The organism is Comamonas sp., from assembly GCF_036666375.1.
Taxonomy (GTDB): Bacteria; Pseudomonadota; Gammaproteobacteria; order Burkholderiales; family Burkholderiaceae_C; genus Comamonas.
In genome coordinates this window covers 1-16,519 of the sequence record NZ_JAVWWA010000114.1, presented here as the reverse complement: position 1 = coordinate 16,519, position 16,519 = coordinate 1, and the positions used below count along the sequence as shown (strand labels likewise).

Here is a 16,519-nt window from a genome sequence, read left to right as displayed (position 1 = left end):
TTTAAGTCCTGGCGGAAACGGAGGGATTCGAACCCTCGATGAGGCTCTACACCCCATACTCCCTTAGCAGGGGAGCACCTTCGGCCACTCGGTCACGTTTCCAATAAAGCTATTCTAACCCGAGTTTTTTACGACTTCGGGGAAAAACGCAAAATTACTCCGATTTGTCCAGACCGAAGGCGGTGTGCAGCGCGCGCACGGCCAGCTCGAGGTACTTTTCGTCGATCACGACCGAAGTCTTGATTTCGGAAGTCGAGATCATCTGGATGTTGATGCCCTCTTCGCTCAGCGTGCGGAACATGGTGCTGGCCACGCCGGCGTGGCTGCGCATGCCGATGCCGACGATGCTGACCTTGCAGATGCTCGGGTCGCCCACGGCTTCCTTGGCGCCCAGTTCGGGAACGACCTTGCTTTGCAGCAGGTCCATCGCGCGCTGGTAGTCGCCCTGGCTCACGGTGAAGCTGAAGTCGGCCAGGCCGTCCTTGCTGATGTTCTGCAGGATCACATCGACTTCGATGTTGGCTTCGGCCACCGGGCCCAGGATGCGGTAGGCGATGCCCGGGGTGTCGGGCACGCCGAGCACGGAGATCTTGGCTTCGCCGCGGTTGAAAGCGATGCCGGATACGACAGCCTTTTCCATTTTTTCGTCTTCCTCAAAAGTAATCAGCGTGCCCGATTGGGCTTCTTCGGCGAGATCGATGTCCCAGGGCGTGAAGCTCGACAGCACGCGCATGGGCACCTTGTATTTGCCTGCGAACTCGACCGAACGGATTTGCAGCACCTTGCTGCCCAGGCTGGCCATCTCGAGCATCTCTTCGAAGCTCACGGTGGACAGGCGGCGGGCTGCGGGAACCACGCGCGGGTCGGTGGTGTAGACACCATCGACATCGGTGTAAATGAGGCATTCGCTGGCCTTGAGCGCAGCGGCCATGGCCACGGCCGACGTGTCGGAGCCGCCACGGCCCAGCGTCGTGATGTTGCCGTTGGGGTCAATGCCCTGGAAGCCGGTGACGATCACCACCCGGCCAGCCTCGAGATCGGCGCGCACGCGCTGGTCGTCGATCGACTCGATGCGGGCCTTGGTGAAGCTGCTGTCGGTGCGCACCGGCACCTGCCAGCCTGCATAGCTGACCGAAGGCAGGCCCTCGGCTTGCAGCGCAATGGCCAGCAGCGCCGACGATGCCTGCTCGCCTGTGGCGGCCAGCATGTCGAGCTCACGGTAGTAGGAGTTTTGCGGCTGCGCAGGCGCGAGTTCGCTGGCCAGGCCGAGCAGACGATTGGTTTCGCCACTCATGGCGCTGGGCACCACGACCATCTGGTGGCCGGCCCGGGCCCACTTGGCCACGCGCTTGGCAACATTGCGGATGCGCTCCGGGGAGCCCATCGACGTGCCGCCGTATTTATGAACGATCAGTGCCATTGGATATCAAGGTGACGAAACTTCGGACATGGCGCGAGGAATAGGGGCGTTTTGGCGCGCCAGCGGTTTTCGTACAAAAGTAGACCAAAACTCAGGGATTGTACCAACCGAGCAACTCCCCTGTTCTCACCACAAACCCGCGGCCCAATTTGAGGTGGATTTGGTGGCCGCGCGTGGTGCAGGCCGCGACCTGGCGCAGCAGCGCTTCGAGCTGGGCCGCGGCCGGCGTGGTCGCGTGCGCGGTGCGCAGCCAGTGGCGCAAAACATTGCCCTGGCGCGCGCGGCTCAGGGCCTGCAAGGCCGCGATGCGCGGCGGGTTGCCCACCGTCTCCAGATCGGCCTCGGCAACTTCCTGCAGCAGTTCAGCGGCCTGGGCGCAATGCCGGCTGCTGCGCGCGAACGTGTCGCGAAACTGCGGAAACGCCGCCTGCAGCTGGGGCAGCAGCTGCGCGCGTATGCGGTTGCGCGTGAAGCGCTGGTCGGTGTTCGTGGGGTCTTCGATCCAGCCCTGTTCGCGCGCCGCAAGCCATGCACGCAGCGCCGCGCCTTCGACCTGCAGCAGCGGCCGCAGCCACGTCAACCCCAGCCGCTGCCACTGCGCCGGCATGGCCGCCAGGCCGGCAACGCCCGCGCCGCGCGACAGCGCCAGCAGCAGGGTCTCGACCTGGTCATCGGCATGCTGGGCCAGCGCGATGGCCGCCATGGGGCGGCCCGGCCAGGCATGCAAGGCGGCATCGGCCAGCGCCGCATAGCGGCTTTGGCGTGCGGCATCTTCCGGGCTCTGGCCGGCCGCATGGCGCGCGTCGACGCGGCATACCGTGAGCGGCACCTGCAGTCGCGCGCACAGCGCTTCGCAGTGCGCGACAAAGCCTTCGGCCGCGCTCTGCAGCCCGTGGTGCACATGGATCGCATGCACCTGGCCCGGCCAGCGCTGCGCGCAGCCCAGCAGCAGCGCCGTCGAATCGGCGCCGCCGCTGAGCGCCACGGCCAGCGGCAGCGGCGGCGCGAAGGCGGCGATGGCGGCATCAAACGACTGGGTCATGCTTTCCTTTTCTGCTCGGGCCCGGCAATGGCAAACGGCTCCCGCGGGAGCCGTTGATGGATGCGCCGCAGGCGCATAGAGTCGTTGCGCCCTTAGATCCTTCGACACGCTCAGGATCAGGGCAAACGGTCTCAGCGGTTCTCGGCCTTGGTGTCCGAGAAGCGGCCGTAGCTTTGCAGGCGCTCGTAGCGGCGGTCCTGCAGCTCCTTGGGGCTCAGGTCGGCGAGCTGGCGATAGGCATCGCCGAGCGCGCGCTTGAGGAAGGTGCCCATCTGCTTGGGATCGCGGTGCGCGCCGCCGACGGGCTCGCTGACGATCTTGTCGACCAGGCCCAGCGCCTTGAGGCGCAGCGCCGTGATGCCCATGGCCGAAGCGGCTTCTTCCGCCTTGTCGCCGGTCTTCCACAGAATGGATGCGCAGCCTTCGGGGCTGATCACCGAGTAGACCGAATATTGCAGCATCAGCACCTGATCGGCGACGCTGATCGCCAGCGCGCCGCCCGAGCCGCCTTCACCGATGACGGTGGAGATGATCGGGGTCTGCAGCTGCGCCATCTCGTAGATGTTGCGGCCAATGGCTTCCGACTGGCTGCGCTCTTCGGCATCGATGCCCGGGTAGGCGCCCGGAGTGTCGACGAAAGTGAACACCGGGAGCTTGAACTTCTCGGCGGTCTTCATCAGGCGCAAGGCCTTGCGATAGCCTTCGGGGCGCGTCATGCCGAAGTTGCGCAGCGTGCGCTCCTTGGTGTCGCGGCCCTTCTGGTGACCGATGACCATGCACGCATGGCCGTTGAAGCGCGCCAGGCCGCCGACGATCGACTGATCGTCCGCGAAGTGGCGGTCGCCGTGCATCTCGACGAAATCGGTGAAGATTTCGCGCACATAGTCGAGCGTATAGGGACGCTCGATGTGGCGCGCGATCTTGGTGATCTGCCAGGGGCTCAGATCGCTGTAGATGTCGCGCGTGAGCTGCAGGCTCTTCTTGCTCAGCTGGTCGATCTCTTCCGAGATGTCGACAGCACTTTCGGTCTGCACATAGCGCAGTTCTTCGATTTTGGATTCGAGCTCGGCAATGGGATGCTCAAAGTCCAGAAAATTCTTTTTCGCCAATGTTTTTCTCCTTGTCCCGGCCTTGGGCTGAGGGCCTCGGGTGTATCAATAGGCCACAGGCAGCGGGTCGAGCGAGCGCCAAATATACCAAGTCGCAACGCTGCACCAGGGCTTCCAGGCCTCCGCCACCTCGCGCGCATCGCTGCGGCTGACGGGATCGCCCGAGAAATAGTTCTTGCTGATCCCGCTGATCAACCCCGCGTCGTCGAGGGGCAATACATTGGGACGCATGAGGTAAAAAATCAGAAACATCTCGGCCGTCCAGCGGCCCACGCCGCGGATCGCCATCAGCTCGGCAATGATGGCTTCGTCGCCCATCGTCGCCCAGTCGTTGGTGTGCAGCCGGCCTTCGGTGAAGTGCACGGCCAGATCGACCAGGTAGTCGACCTTGCGCGCCGACAGACCGGCGGCGCGCATGTCGTCGACCTTCAGGCGCAGCAGATGCTCGGGCGTCATGCTCGCCGGCAGCAGTGCCACGCGGTTCCACAGCGTCTGTGCGGCCTTGACCGAAATCTGTTGGCCGACGATCGAACGCGCAAGCGTCACGAAAGCGTCGCCGCGCGTTTGCAGCGCCTGGCCCGCGTATTGCGGAATCAGGCGCTTCATGACCCGGTCCTTCTTGACCAGGTGCTTGCAGGCTTCTGCCCAGTAGGCAGGCGCAGACAACGGCGTGATCACCACGTTCGCTATCTCTTTAGGAGCATTCACCGCTGGTACCGCCTACATTAAACACATTGAAATGAAAATCCATGGGTTGCGGCGCTTATGGCGCGGCCTCCCAGGTGGTGCCGGCCGCGGAATCCTTGAGCACGATGCCCTGGGCCAGCAGGGCCTGGCGGATACGGTCCGCTTCGGCCCAGTCCTTCGCGGCCTTGGCCGCGGCACGCGCCGCGATCTGCGCCTGCACGGCGTCGGCGTCCACGCCGCCAGCCACGCCGGCCTGCAGGAAGGCCTCGGGGCGGTCCTGCAGCAGACCCAGGCATGCGCCCAGCGCCTTGAGCAGGCCCGCAGTTTCGGCACTCTGGCTGCGATTGACCTCGGCGGCCAGCTCGAACAGCACGGCCACGGCTTCGGGCGTGCCGAAATCGTCGTCCATTGCGGCCTTGAAGCGCGCGGCCTGGGGCTGGGCCCAGTCGATCGCGACCTCGGCCGCGGGCACCAGACTCAGCGCCGTGTACAGGCGCTTGAGCGCCGAGCGCGCGTCGTTGAGATGCACATCGCTGTAGTTCAGCGGGCTGCGGTAATGGCTGCGCACCACGAAGAAGCGCACCGTCTCGGCGTCGAACTCCTTGAGCACATCGCGAATGGTAAAGAAATTGCCCAGCGACTTGGACATTTTCTCGTTGTCCACGTTGATGAAGCCGTTGTGCATCCAGGTGCGCGCCAAGGTCTTGCCGGTCGCGCCTTCGCTCTGGGCAATCTCGTTTTCGTGGTGGGGAAACTGCAGGTCGGCACCGCCGCCGTGGATGTCGAAGCTTTCGCCCAGCATCTCGCAGCCCATGGCCGAGCACTCGATGTGCCAGCCCGGGCGGCCCTGGCCCCAGGGGCTGTCCCATTTGACTTCTTCGGGCTCGGCGGGCTTGGCGCTCTTCCAGAGCACGAAGTCCAGCGGATCGCTCTTGCCGTCATCGACGGCCACGCGCTCGCCGGCCTGCAGCTCGTCGAGCGACTTGCCCGACAGCTTGCCGTAGCCCGGGAACTTGCGCACCGCGAAGTTCACATCGCCATTGCCGGACTGGTAGGCCAGGCCGCGCTGCTGCAGCCGGCCGATCATGCTCTGCATCTGCGCCACATAGTCGGTGGCGCGCGGCTCGAAATCGGGGCGCTCGATACCCAGCGCGTCCGCATCCTGGTGCAGCGCCGCAATCATGCGGTCGGTCAGCTGGCGAATGGTCTCGCCGTTCTCGACCGCGCGGCGGATGATCTTGTCGTCGATATCGGTGATGTTGCGCACATAGGTCACGCGCAGGCCGCTGGCGCGCAGCCAGCGCTGCACCACGTCGAAAGCAACCATCGAGCGCGCATGGCCCAGATGGCAGAGGTCGTAGACGGTCATGCCGCACACATACATGCGGACATGGCCCGGTTCTATCGGCGAAAACGCTTCCAATGCACGCGACAGCGTGTTGTAGATACGCAAACTCATGGAATATCTGTTACGAGGGAGAGAGGGGAGCGGCCTGCCGAAGATGACAGGCCCTGGGTCCCATGTAGCAAGAAGTGTGCGCCTGGCACAGGGGCACCCGGAAAGGGGGCACCAGGGTCCATGCGGGCTGACACCCCTCAGCTACAATTGATCGAAGTATAAGCCCGCGCCGCAGGCCCGTCCCTGCCCGCACCGAAAGCACCTACATGCCTGCACGCAACGCCCTCTCCCGCACCCTGCGCCTGTTGACCCTGGCCACCGTGCTCACCGCAGGCGCCGCCCATGCCGATGACTACGCCGAAGTGAACCAGTTGCTGCGCGCCGGCAATGCTGCGGGCGCCATCGCCCGCGCCGACAGCTACCTCGCAAGCAACGCGCGCGACCCGCAGATGCGCTTCCTCAAGGGCGTGGCCCAGACCGATGCCGGCCAGAAGGCCGATGCGATCGCGACGTTCACGCTGCTGATCGAGGAATATCCCGAACTGGCCGAGCCTTACAACAACCTCGCGGTGATCTACGCCGCCGACGGCGATCTCGACAAGGCCAAGGGCGCGCTCGAGGCCGCGGTGCGCAACAACCCGACCTATGCGGTCGCGCACGAGAACCTGGGCGACATCTATGCGCGCCTGGCCTACCAGTCATACCTGCGCTCGCAGGACCTCGACCCGCGCGCCGCAACCAACCTGCGCCCCAAGCTGACCCAGCTGCGCAGCATGCTGCAGCCCGCAGCCCCCGCGGCGAAGAAATAAGCCGGGGCCCAGGCCCTTGGTCCTGGCCGTTTCGGCCGCACCTGTTACCCGATCCGAGCGACCGGCGGTAACTGGCGCCGCCGCAGGCCTTCCCACAGCCATTCCAATCCAGGAGTCACGCATGATTTCCCGCAGAAAAACCACTTTCACCCTGGCCGGCCTGGCGCTGTCCGCCGGCCTGTTTGCGGCCACCGGCGCTGCCGCCCAGACTTCGCCCCAGGTCGAGCTCAAGACCTCGCTGGGCGCGATCGTGCTCGAACTCGATGCCGCCAAGGCACCCAAGACCGTTGCCAACTTCCTGCAGTACGTCAACAGCAAGCATTACGACGGCACGGTGTTCCACCGCGTGATGGACGGCTTCATGATCCAGGGCGGAGGCTTCACCGCGGACATGCAGCAAAAGCCCACCCAGCCCCCGATTCCGCTCGAAGCGCGCAACGGCCTGAAGAACGACAAGTACACGGTTGCCATGGCGCGCACCGGCGATCCGAACTCGGCCACGGCCCAGTTCTTCATCAACGTCGCCAACAATGCCTCGCTCAATGCACCCCAGCCCGACGGCCACGGTTACGCGGTGTTCGGCAAGGTCGTGCGCGGCTCCGACGTGGTCGACAAAATCCGCGCTGTGCCCACGGGCAATCGCGGCATGCACCAGAATGTGCCCACGACGGCAGTCACGATTGTCTCGGCGCGCGTGCTGCCCTGAAGTTCGTCGGTAGCGGCCGGCTGAGGCGCGGCCGGCTGAGGCCACGCTGCCACCCCTTTTTTCACCCCATCTCCAAAGGAATTCCCATGAGCAACCCACAAGTTGAACTGCACATCACCGGCCACGGCGTGGTGACCATCGAACTCGACGCCGAAAAGGCCCCCAAGTCGACCGAAAACTTCCTGTCCTATGTGAACAAGGGCCACTACAACAACACGATCTTCCACCGTGTGATTCCTGGCTTCATGGTCCAGGGCGGCGGTTTCGAGCCCGGCATGACGCAAAAGGACACGGCTGCGCCCATCGAGAACGAAGCCAAGAACGGCCTGAAGAACACCAAGTACACCCTGGCGATGGCACGCACCAGCGACCCGCACTCGGCGTCCGCCCAGTTCTTCATCAACGTCGCCGACAACGGCTTCCTGAACCACACCGCTCCCAGCGCGCAAGGCTGGGGCTATGCCGTGTTCGGCAAGGTGGTCAAGGGCACGGAAATCGTCGACGCCATCAAGGGCGTGAAGACCGGCCGCAAGGGCTTCCATGACGACGTGCCCCTGACCGACGTCGTGATTGAAAAGGCCGTGGCCCTGTAAATGGCGCGACCATTGCCCGCGTACGCAAGCCAGCGCCGCCCGGTGCTGCGCCGCCTGCTGCGCGGGCAGTTCTCCGGGGCCCCTCAGAAAGCCGCGCATGCCGCATCCTGATGCCCCCGCCCTGCCTTCGGTTCCCGCCGCCTTCGAGCTGCCGGTGCCCGCCGAATGGCAGCGCATTGAATTCATTTCCGACCTGCATCTGCAGGCCGGCGAGCCACGCACCGTCGCGGCCTGGCTCGATTACCTGACGCACACCACCGCCGACGCGGTGTTCATGCTCGGCGACCTGTTTGAGGTCTGGATAGGCGACGATGTGCTGGACGACGCGCAGAGCTTCGAAGCGCGCTGCTGCGAACGCATGCGCGCGATCGCGCGGCACAAGGCCTTGTTCTTCATGCAGGGCAACCGCGACTTTCTCACGGGCCCGGCCTTTGCCGAGCGCAGCGGCTGCACCTGGCTCAGCGACCCGACCGCGTTCGAATTCGCCGGCCAGCGTTATCTGCTGAGCCATGGCGACGCGCTGTGCCTGGACGACACCGACTACCAGCGCTTTCGCGCCATGGCGCGCACCGCCGCCTGGCAGGACGCGTTCCTGCGCCAGCCGATAGAGGCTCGTCGCGCCCAGGCGCGCGGCATGCGCGACCAGAGCCATTCGCACCAGCGCGCGGCCATGGTCTATGCGGAGCTGGACCGGCAAGCGAGCCTCGACTGGCTGCAGGCCGCGCGCGCGACCACGCTGATCCACGGCCATACCCATAGACCCGCCGACCATGAACTGGCGCCGGGAATGCGGCGCATCGTGCTCAGCGACTGGGACCTGGATGCCACACCGGCGCGTGCCCAAGTGCTGCGGCTCGATCGCCTCCAAGGCCTGCAGCGCCTGCCCTGGCCCTGTCCCGCCGCATGAGCCTGCGCCGCTTCTGGAACCAGATCCAAAGCCGTCTGGCCCCCGTGCCCGAGATAGATGCCGGCCTGTGGCTCTCGGCCATCCAGGCCTATCCGTTCCTACAGGCCCTGGCCCTGGCCGACCAGGCCAAGCTGCGCGCGCTGGCCGCGCTGTTCCTGCAGCGCAAGCAGTTCCATGGCGCGCACGGCCTGGAAGTGACCGATGCCATGGCGGTGCAGATCGCGGCCCAGGCCTGCCTGCCGCTGCTGCACTGGGGCACGCCGCGCGAGGCGCTGACCTGGTATGACGATTTCGTCGGCATCGTGGTGCACCCGGGCGAAGCCGTGGCGCGGCGCGAGTCCGTGGACGAAGCCGGCGTGGTCCACTACTACGACGAAGTGCTGCTGGGTGAAGCCATGGAAGGCGGACCGGTGATGCTCAGCTGGCAGGCCGTGGACGACAGCCGCCACAGCATGGCCGAAGGCACGAGTGTGGTGATCCACGAATTCGCGCACAAGATCGACATGCGCAACGGCGCGGCCGACGGCTGCCCGCCCTTGCCTCCCGGCTTCATGGGCAGCGCCAGCACGCGCGCGGCGCGCGCGCTGTGGCATGCGGCCTGGGAGCCGGCCTATGAGAAGTTTCGCGAACAGGTGATCATCGCCGAGCGCTTCGGCGGCGCCCAGCCCTGGCTCGACAGCTATGGCGCCACGGCCCCGCCCGAGTTCTTTGCCGTGGCCTGCGAAGCCTATTTCGTCAATCGGGCGCAGTTCGCGCAGGAATTCCCCACGCTGGCGCCGCAGCTCGCGGCGTTCTTCGAGCCCGGGCGCAAGGGCTGACCCTCAGCGCAGGCCGTCCAGCCAGGCCATGCTGGCCTGCAATTCATCGGGGCGGATTTCATGCGCGCTCGCGTACTCGCGGTATTCGAGCGCCAGCGGCAGCGCCTGCACGTGGTCGCGCATGGCGTGGGCACTGGTCAGCGGAATCACATTGTCGTAGGTGCCGTGGCTGATCCACAGCGACTTGCCGGCAAACTGCTCGGCCGGCGCCTGCAGCGAACGCACTTCGGGCAGCAGCCGGCTGTGCCAGACCATGGCCGCGCGCAGCGTCGCCGGCCGGGTCAGCAGCGTCGACAGCGCCATGATGCCGCCCTGGCTGAAGCCGCCGAGCACCGTGCGCTCGGGCGCAATGCCCAGTTCGTTTTGCGCCTGCGCCACGGTGCGCTCTAGCTGTTCGCGTGCGGCGCGCTCCTGCGCGACATTGATGTGGCGCGTGCCGTTGGTGTCCACGGTGAACTGGAACCAGGCATGGGCCTGCACTCCCATAGGGTAAGGCGCGCGCAGGCTCAGCACATGGAAATGCGCGGGCACATAGGCCGCGAGACCGAACAAATCCTGCTCGTTGCTGCCCACGCCATGCATCAGCACCAGCAGCCAGGGCTCGGCGCCTGGCGCTGCGGGTTCACGCTGCAGGAACTCTAGCGGCAGATTGGTCAAACGGGTCATGGCATTCCTTTTCCATCAGCGGATTCAATAGTGCGCAGCGCGGCAGGCGCAACGCGTGCCCGATCATGCCTCAGGCTCAGTCCGGATTCGGCTTGCCGCGCAAGGCCTTGGTGGCCGAGCGCACGCTCTTGCCTTCAAGGCGCCGGCGCTTGGACGCCATGGTGGGCCGGGTCGCGCGGCGCACGCGCGGTGCATGGGCCACCGAATCGACCAAGGCCTGCAGGCGCGCCAGTGCGTCGGCGCGGTTCATGTCCTGGCTGCGGAACTGCTGGGCCTTGATGACCACCACCCCGTCCGCCGTGAGCCGCTGGTCGCTCAGCGCCAGCAGCCGCTCCTTGACCGGCTCGGGCAGCGATGAAGCGCGCACGTCGAAGCGCAGGTGCACCGCACTGGACACCTTGTTGACATTCTGGCCGCCCGCGCCCTGGGCGCGGATGGCGCTCAGCTGGACTTCATCCATGCAGACAGTGAGAGACATGCCGCCATTTTGACCGCGTAGCCGGCCATTCAGAAGCCGGCCCGCGCTTTTCCCTTGTCGCCGGTGGCACAAACGGCACAGCCGCCCCATTGATGCAAACGCGCGACGCCGCCGCCGCAACCTTGTCAGCGCCGGAATTTGTCGCCACCATGGGCCTTATCTTCGCGTTGGAGGCAGCATATGCCCGACCCGAGCGCAGCCATGGAGCATCTGGACGTATTGATCATCGGCGCCGGCCTGTCGGGGCTGGCGGCGGCGTATTACCTGCAAAAGAGCCATCCGGCGCGCTCGTACGCCATTCTTGAAGCGCGCGCCGCCACAGGCGGCACCTGGGACCTGTTCCGCTACCCCGGCGCGCGTTCGGACTCCGACCTGCATACCTTAGGCTATGCGTTCAAGCCGTGGGGCCCCGGCCCGGCAATGGCCAGCGCCGCGCAGATCCTGGCCTATCTGCGCGAAGCCGCGGCAGAGAACGGCGTGGACCGCCGGGTGCGGCTGCAGCAGCGCGTGGTTGCGGCTGCATGGAGCAGCGCGACCGCGCTGTGGACGGTGGAGGTCGAGCGCGCCGACACTGGCACACGCCGGCAGCTTTCCTGCCGCTGGATCTTCTGCGCGGCCGGCTACTATCGCCATGACCGCGGCTACACCCCCGAACTGCCGGGCCTGGCGCAATTCCAGGGAACGGTGGTCCACCCCCAGCACTGGCCCGCGCAGCTCGACTGGAGCGGGCGGCGCGTGCTGGTCATAGGCAGCGGTGCGACCGCGGTGAGCCTGGTGCCCGCGCTGGCCGACAAGGCCGCGCATGTCACGCTGCTGCAGCGCACGCCTGGCTATGTGCTGGGCCTGCGCTCGGCCGACCCCGTGGCCGGCCTGCTGCAGCGACTGCTGCCCCCGCGCTGGGCGCACGGCCTGCTGCGACAGAGGAACATTGCGCTGGGGCGCGCGCTCTGGCGCCTGTGCCGGCACCATCCGCGCGTCGCGCGCCGGCTGATACGCGCCAACAACCGGCGCGCACTGCCGCGCGGCTACCCCGTCGAGCTGCATTTCAATCCGCCCTATGCGCCCTGGGACCAGCGCCTGTGCATCGCGCCCGACGGCGATCTGTTCCAGACGATCGCCACGGGCCGGGCCACGGTCGTCACCGACCACATCGCGCATTTCACGGCGCAGGGCCTGCGGCTGCAATCGGGCGCAGAGCTCGCGGCCGACATCGTCGTCACCGCCACGGGACTGAACCTGCAGCTGCTGGGCGGCATGCGGCTGTGTGTCGATGGCACGGATGTCGATCTCGCGCGCAAGGTGGTGTTCCGCGGAATGCTGCTGGACGGCGTGCCCAATCTGGCCTTTGCGATCGGCTACACCAACGCGTCCTGGACCCTCAAGATCGGCCTGGTATGCGAACACTTCTGCCGCCTGCTGACGCACATGGACCGCCATCGCGAGGCCATCTGCCGCGCCGAGCTGCCCGCGCCCGGCATGCCCACGCGCGCCCTGCTGGACCTGGCTTCGGGCTATGTGCGACGCGCCTCGCCGCGCCTGCCGCGTCAGGGCCTGCGTCCGCCCTGGGCCCTGCCCATGGACTACCGGCGCGATGTCAAGACGCTGCGCCACGGCCCGCTGACCCATCCCTGCCTGCACTTCGGCCAGGCCACGGCACCTCCCGAGGAGCTTCCCATGACATCAGACCATTCCATCACCGCGCGCGAACGGCTGGATTTCGGCCTGCAGGGCGACATCCCGCGCTTCTGGCTCGACGGCCAGCCGTTCCGAACGCGTTTCTTCGACGCCATGTCGATCATGTTTCCCGAAGGCGAACGCTACTTCATCAGCTGCGTGCGCGACTTCCGCGATGCGGTCACCGATCCGCGCCTGCGCCAGGACATCCAGGCTTTCATCCGCCAGGAAGGCCAGCACGGCATGCTGCACAGCCAGTTCAACGAACGCCTCAGGGCCCAGGGCGTCGATGTGGACCGGCTCGAAGGCTATACGCGCCGTTTCCTGTTCGGCTTCATGCGCCGCTTCCTGCCCAGGAAGCACACGCTGGCGGCAACCGCGGCCTGCGAGCATCTGACGGCCATCATGGCGCGCGGCCTGTTCGCGCGCCGCGGCGCGCTCGACGCCGCCGATCCACGCCTGCATGCGCTGTACAGCTGGCATGCCATGGAGGAGCTCGAGCACCGCGCCGTGGCCTTCGACGTGATGCAGCAGGCGGCGCGCGTGGGCTACCTGCGCCGCTGTGCGGCTTTGCTGGAAAGCACCCTGAGCTTCAACGTGCAGGTGCTGCTGTACCTGATGCTGATGCTCAGGTCCGACGGCTTCACGCTGTGGCAGCGTCTGCGCCTGCTGGGCCCGGGCCTGTGGTGGGCCTACGGCCCGCGCGGCATCTTCACGCGCGACCTGGGAGCCTGGCTGCGCTATTTCAAGCCCGGCTTCCATCCCTGGGACGAAGCCCAGATGCCCAGCTACCACCTATGGGTGGACACTTTCAACCGCACCGGCGACCCGCTGGCCGCGGGCCGCGCGGTGCACGCGGCCGCGATGCGCACGCCCTAGCGCCCGCCCGCCGCAAGACATGACAGCAGCAGTGCATCGAAGCGCGCGGGCTGCTCGTATTGCACCCAATGACCGGCATCTTCGACCCAGTGCATACCGGCGAAACGCGGCGTTGCGGCCACGAACGCCTGCTCGAGCGCCGCATGCCGGCCGCTGTAGAGCACGTCGTGCCGGCCGTAGATGGCATGCACCGGGCATGCAACCCGACCCAGCGACTGGGCCAGTACATCGGTCTGCGACAGGCGCCGACGCGGCAGGCGGTCGCGCAGCACGTTCTGCACATGCAGCGCCAGCGTGTCGGCATCGATGCGCGCCGGGTCGTGCAGCATCAAGGCCTGCAGGTTGTGGCGATGGGCCTGTTCGCGCGCGCTTTCGCTGGCCAGATGGCGCCAGCCCAGCAGTCGCACGGCCTTGCCGCTGCTCATCCACATGGCGGGCGCGCCCACCACCACCAGCTGGCGCACACCTTGGGGAAAGGCCGCGGCCAGCATGCCGGCCGTCATGCCGCCAAAGGAAAAGCCCACCAGATCAAAGCTGCGCGGGCCCAGCAGCTGCCGCAGCCCCTGCTCCAAAGGCGCGAGCATGGTGTCGACATCCTGCCCTTCGGGCACGCCGTCCGAGTCACCAAAACCCGGCAGATCCGGAGCCCAGACTTCGCGGCCCGCGGCCACCAGGGCTTCGATGTTGCGCAGCCAGTGGGTCCAGCTGCCGCTGCCGCCATGCAGCAGCACCAGCGGCACGCCGCCCGCGCCCTCGCCCCAGACATGCCAGACAATCTGGCCGCCCCCGGTTATGGGCGTGGCCACGCGCCGCGCCTGCGCCTGCAGCGCATCGATGGGCGCGCTCACCATTGCGCGACGGCGTCGATCGCCAGGCCGTAGCCGGCCACACCGAAGCCGCACATCACGGCGCGCGCCGCGGCCGACAGGTAGGAATGGTGGCGAAAGCTTTCGCGCGCATGCACATTGCTGATGTGCAGCTCGACCAGCGGCACGCCCGTGCCCTTGACGGCATCGAGCAGCGCCACGCTGGTGTGCGTATAGGCCGCGGCATTGAAGATCAGGCCCGCGAGCTGGCCCTGGCCATGCAGGCGGCCGGCTTCGTGGATCCAGTCGACCAGCTGGCCTTCATGGTTGCTCTGGTGGAAAGCCAGCGCCAGGCCATGGCGCGCGCAGGCCTGTTCGCACAGGACCTTGACATCGGCCAGCGTCGCCGACCCGTAGATGGTCGGCTCGCGCGAGCCCAGCAGATTGAGATTGGGGCCGTTCAGGACATAGACAGTTTTCACACAACACTCCGGACGTCAGACCGCCGGATTATGCGTGGCCCAGCCTGTGCCTGGCGAGCGCTCAGCGATGACCGTGGCGATGCATCTCGCGGCGATCGTGGTGGCGGTGGCCATGACCGCGGTGCTTGTCGTAGTGGCGCGGGTGGTCGCGGTAGTAGGGACGGCCGTAATAGCCGCGGTGCGAAGGCACGACATAGACCGGAGCGGCCTGGTACACCGGGCGCGGCGCGTAATACACCGGTGGTGGCGGCGCGTAATAGACGGGGCCGGAAGCGACATAGACCGGCGGCGCATTGGCAACGCCGACGGAAATGCCCGGCGACTGCACGCCCACCGACCAGACCACATCGCGCGCCTGGGCGGCGCCCGCGCCAGCCAGGGCGGCGAACGCCAGTGCGGCACCGGCGACACGCGCTCGCCACGATTTCAGCGAAAGGCTTGTTGTTGTCATCTGGAACTCCTTGTTCGAATCGGCGCGCCGGGGATCGGCCTGCCGCAGCGCAAAAAGCACCGCTTGAAGTACTTAACGCGCGACCATGGGAATAGGATGGCCTGAAACTGCGTCTAAATTGTTTCTATTCGCGACGAACAAGTTTCCGTTCGTAAGAACACCTCTGCGGCCCCCCGCGCCTAAAATGCCGGGATGAGTTCTTCCGACGCCACCAACACCCTCCCAGAACCGGTCAAGCCGAGTAACTTCCTGCGCCAGATCATCGAGGCCGACCTGGCCCGCGGTGCACATGCCCAGCGCCGCTGGGGCGGAAGCCCTGGCGATGCCGCGCACCATGCGGCCGGCGAGCCCGATCCGGCCAAGATCCGCACGCGCTTTCCGCCCGAACCCAACGGCTATCTGCACATCGGCCACGCCAAGAGCATCTGCCTGAACTTCGGCCTGGCACGCGACTACGGCGGTGTCTGCCATCTGCGCTTCGACGACACCAACCCGGAAAAGGAAGACCAGGAATACGTCGACAGCATCATGGATGCCGTGCGTTGGCTGGGCTTCGACTGGGCCCAGGCCGGTGAGGCGCCCGGAACGGCCGCGCCCTACCAGGCCAGCGACTATTTCGACTTCATGTACCGCGCGGCCGAATACCTGGTCGAGCAGGGCCTGGCCTATGTCGATGAACAGACAGCCGAGGAAATGCGCGCCAACCGCGGCGACTTCACCCGGCCGGGCACCAACAGCCCGTTCCGCGATCGCACGCCGGCGGAAAATCTCGAGCGCTTTCGCGCCATGCGCGACGGCCAGCTGGCCGACGGCGCGGCCGTGCTGCGCGCCAAGATCGACATGGCCGCGGCCAACATCAACCTGCGCGACCCGGCCATCTACCGCGTGCGCCATGCCGAACACCACAACACCGGCAACAAGTGGTGCATCTACCCGATGTACACCTTCGCCCACCCGATCGAAGACGCGCTGGAACACATCACGCATTCGATCTGCACGCTTGAATTCGAAGACCAGCGCCCGTTCTACGACTGGCTGCTCGACCAGCTGGTCACCGGCGGCCTGATCGCCGCGCCCCAGCCGCGCCAGTATGAATTCGCGCGCCTGAATCTGACCTACGTCATCACCAGCAAGCGCAAGCTCAAGCATCTGGTCGACAACGGCATCGTGCAGGGCTGGGACGATCCGCGCATGCCCACCGTGGTCGGCCTGCGCCGGCGCGGCTACACGCCGCAAAGCCTGCAGACGTTCTGCGAGCGCATTGGCGTGACCAAGGACTACAGCTGGATCGATTACGCGACGCTCGAAGGCTGCCTGCGCGAAGATCTCGAGAACCAGGCCCACCGCGGCATGGCCGTGCTCGACCCGGTCAAGCTGGTGCTGGAGAACTGGGATGAGGTCATGGGCGCGGGTCACCTCGAGCCCTGCACGCTGCCCGCGCTGCCCCACCCGCCCGAAGGCCAGGAACCCGCGCTGCGCCACTTCACCATAGGCCGCGAAGTCTGGATTGAACGCGAAGACTTCCAGGAAGTGCCGGTCAAGGGCTACAAGCGCCTGTTCCCCGGCAACAAGGTGCGCCTCAAGGGCGGCTAT

The 16,519-nt window shown here is 66.5% G+C and carries 17 protein-coding genes and 1 tRNA gene; 7 read left to right on the top strand and 11 right to left on the bottom strand.

What is annotated here, in order from left to right; genetic code table 11:
• Window positions 1–9 precede the first annotated feature (9 nt).
• The 6 genes from RR928_RS20985 to cysS all read right to left on the bottom strand — a co-directional run bounded on the left by RR928_RS20985 (window position 10) and on the right by cysS (window position 5,717).
• Window positions 10–102: transfer RNA gene (locus RR928_RS20985), tRNA-Ser, on the bottom strand.
• Between the two features lie 52 nt (window positions 103–154).
• Window positions 155–1,420 carry an aspartate kinase gene (locus RR928_RS20980; protein WP_332537674.1) on the bottom strand — a complete coding sequence of 422 codons (1,266 nt, stop codon included), beginning with the start codon at window positions 1,418–1,420 and terminating at the stop codon, window positions 155–157.
• Window positions 1,421–1,511: 91 nt separating this feature from the next.
• A complete protein-coding gene (gene tilS, locus RR928_RS20975) occupies window positions 1,512–2,462 on the bottom strand; it encodes a tRNA lysidine(34) synthetase TilS (protein ID WP_332537673.1) in 951 nt (316 codons plus the stop codon).
• 131 nt (window positions 2,463–2,593) lie between these two features.
• A complete protein-coding gene (locus RR928_RS20970) occupies window positions 2,594–3,571 on the bottom strand; it encodes an acetyl-CoA carboxylase carboxyltransferase subunit alpha (protein ID WP_332537672.1) in 978 nt (325 codons plus the stop codon).
• A gap of 45 nt (window positions 3,572–3,616) precedes the next feature.
• Entirely contained in the window at window positions 3,617–4,279 is a 663-nt protein-coding gene (locus RR928_RS20965) for a DNA-3-methyladenine glycosylase family protein (RefSeq protein WP_332537671.1), read from the bottom strand.
• A gap of 55 nt (window positions 4,280–4,334) precedes the next feature.
• A complete protein-coding gene (gene cysS / locus RR928_RS20960; RefSeq protein WP_332684098.1) occupies window positions 4,335–5,717 on the bottom strand; it encodes a cysteine--tRNA ligase in 1,383 nt (460 codons plus the stop codon).
• Between the two features lie 206 nt (window positions 5,718–5,923).
• Here cysS and RR928_RS20955 point away from each other — a divergent pair, with 206 nt between their 5' ends.
• The 5 genes from RR928_RS20955 (at window position 5,924) to RR928_RS20935 (ending at window position 9,490) form a co-directional block, all read left to right on the top strand.
• A complete protein-coding gene (locus RR928_RS20955) occupies window positions 5,924–6,466 on the top strand; it encodes a tetratricopeptide repeat protein (protein ID WP_332537669.1) in 543 nt (180 codons plus the stop codon).
• Between the two features lie 121 nt (window positions 6,467–6,587).
• Window positions 6,588–7,172 carry a peptidylprolyl isomerase gene (locus RR928_RS20950; protein ID WP_332537668.1) on the top strand — a complete coding sequence of 195 codons (585 nt, stop codon included), beginning with the start codon at window positions 6,588–6,590 and terminating at the stop codon, window positions 7,170–7,172.
• An 86-nt stretch (window positions 7,173–7,258) separates the two neighbouring features.
• A complete protein-coding gene (locus tag RR928_RS20945; protein WP_332537667.1) occupies window positions 7,259–7,765 on the top strand; it encodes a peptidylprolyl isomerase in 507 nt (168 codons plus the stop codon).
• 97 nt (window positions 7,766–7,862) lie between these two features.
• Window positions 7,863–8,672, top strand: a complete 810-nt coding sequence (locus tag RR928_RS20940) for a UDP-2,3-diacylglucosamine diphosphatase (protein ID WP_332684095.1) — start codon at window positions 7,863–7,865, stop codon at window positions 8,670–8,672.
• Window positions 8,669–9,490: a zinc-dependent peptidase gene (locus RR928_RS20935; RefSeq protein ID WP_332537665.1), complete on the top strand. Its 822-nt coding sequence runs from the start codon at window positions 8,669–8,671 to the stop codon at window positions 9,488–9,490. The genes RR928_RS20940 and RR928_RS20935 overlap by 4 nt, the downstream gene beginning before the upstream one ends.
• A gap of 3 nt (window positions 9,491–9,493) precedes the next feature.
• Here RR928_RS20935 and RR928_RS20930 read toward each other — a convergent pair whose 3' ends face one another.
• Both RR928_RS20930 and arfB read right to left on the bottom strand, forming a co-directional pair.
• Window positions 9,494–10,147 carry an alpha/beta hydrolase gene (locus RR928_RS20930; protein WP_332537678.1) on the bottom strand — a complete coding sequence of 218 codons (654 nt, stop codon included), beginning with the start codon at window positions 10,145–10,147 and terminating at the stop codon, window positions 9,494–9,496.
• An 85-nt stretch (window positions 10,148–10,232) separates the two neighbouring features.
• Window positions 10,233–10,634, bottom strand: a complete 402-nt coding sequence (gene arfB, locus RR928_RS20925; protein WP_332537664.1) for an alternative ribosome rescue aminoacyl-tRNA hydrolase ArfB — start codon at window positions 10,632–10,634, stop codon at window positions 10,233–10,235.
• A 180-nt stretch (window positions 10,635–10,814) separates the two neighbouring features.
• On the opposite strand from arfB, the gene RR928_RS20920 reads away from it, so the two are divergent.
• Window positions 10,815–13,187 carry a metal-dependent hydrolase gene (locus RR928_RS20920; RefSeq protein WP_332684092.1) on the top strand — a complete coding sequence of 791 codons (2,373 nt, stop codon included), beginning with the start codon at window positions 10,815–10,817 and terminating at the stop codon, window positions 13,185–13,187.
• Here RR928_RS20920 and RR928_RS20915 read toward each other — a convergent pair.
• The 3 genes from RR928_RS20915 to RR928_RS20905 all read right to left on the bottom strand — a co-directional run bounded on the left by RR928_RS20915 (window position 13,184) and on the right by RR928_RS20905 (window position 14,926).
• Window positions 13,184–14,038 (bottom strand): alpha/beta fold hydrolase, encoded by an 855-nt coding sequence (locus RR928_RS20915; RefSeq protein ID WP_332684089.1) that lies wholly within the window; start codon window positions 14,036–14,038, stop codon window positions 13,184–13,186. The two genes, RR928_RS20920 and RR928_RS20915, sit on opposite strands and share 4 nt — an antisense overlap.
• On the bottom strand, window positions 14,032–14,475 hold the full coding sequence (gene aroQ, locus RR928_RS20910; RefSeq protein WP_332537661.1) for a type II 3-dehydroquinate dehydratase: 444 nt from the start codon (window positions 14,473–14,475) through the stop codon (window positions 14,032–14,034). Before aroQ ends, RR928_RS20915 begins: the two co-directional genes overlap by 7 nt.
• Window positions 14,476–14,536: 61 nt before the next feature.
• Window positions 14,537–14,926 (bottom strand): hypothetical protein, encoded by a 390-nt coding sequence (locus RR928_RS20905; protein WP_332537660.1) that lies wholly within the window; start codon window positions 14,924–14,926, stop codon window positions 14,537–14,539.
• 192 nt (window positions 14,927–15,118) lie between these two features.
• Here RR928_RS20905 and glnS point away from each other — a divergent pair.
• A partial coding sequence (gene glnS, locus RR928_RS20900) for a glutamine--tRNA ligase (RefSeq protein ID WP_332684086.1) occupies window positions 15,119–16,519 on the top strand: 1,401 nt, incomplete at its 3' end.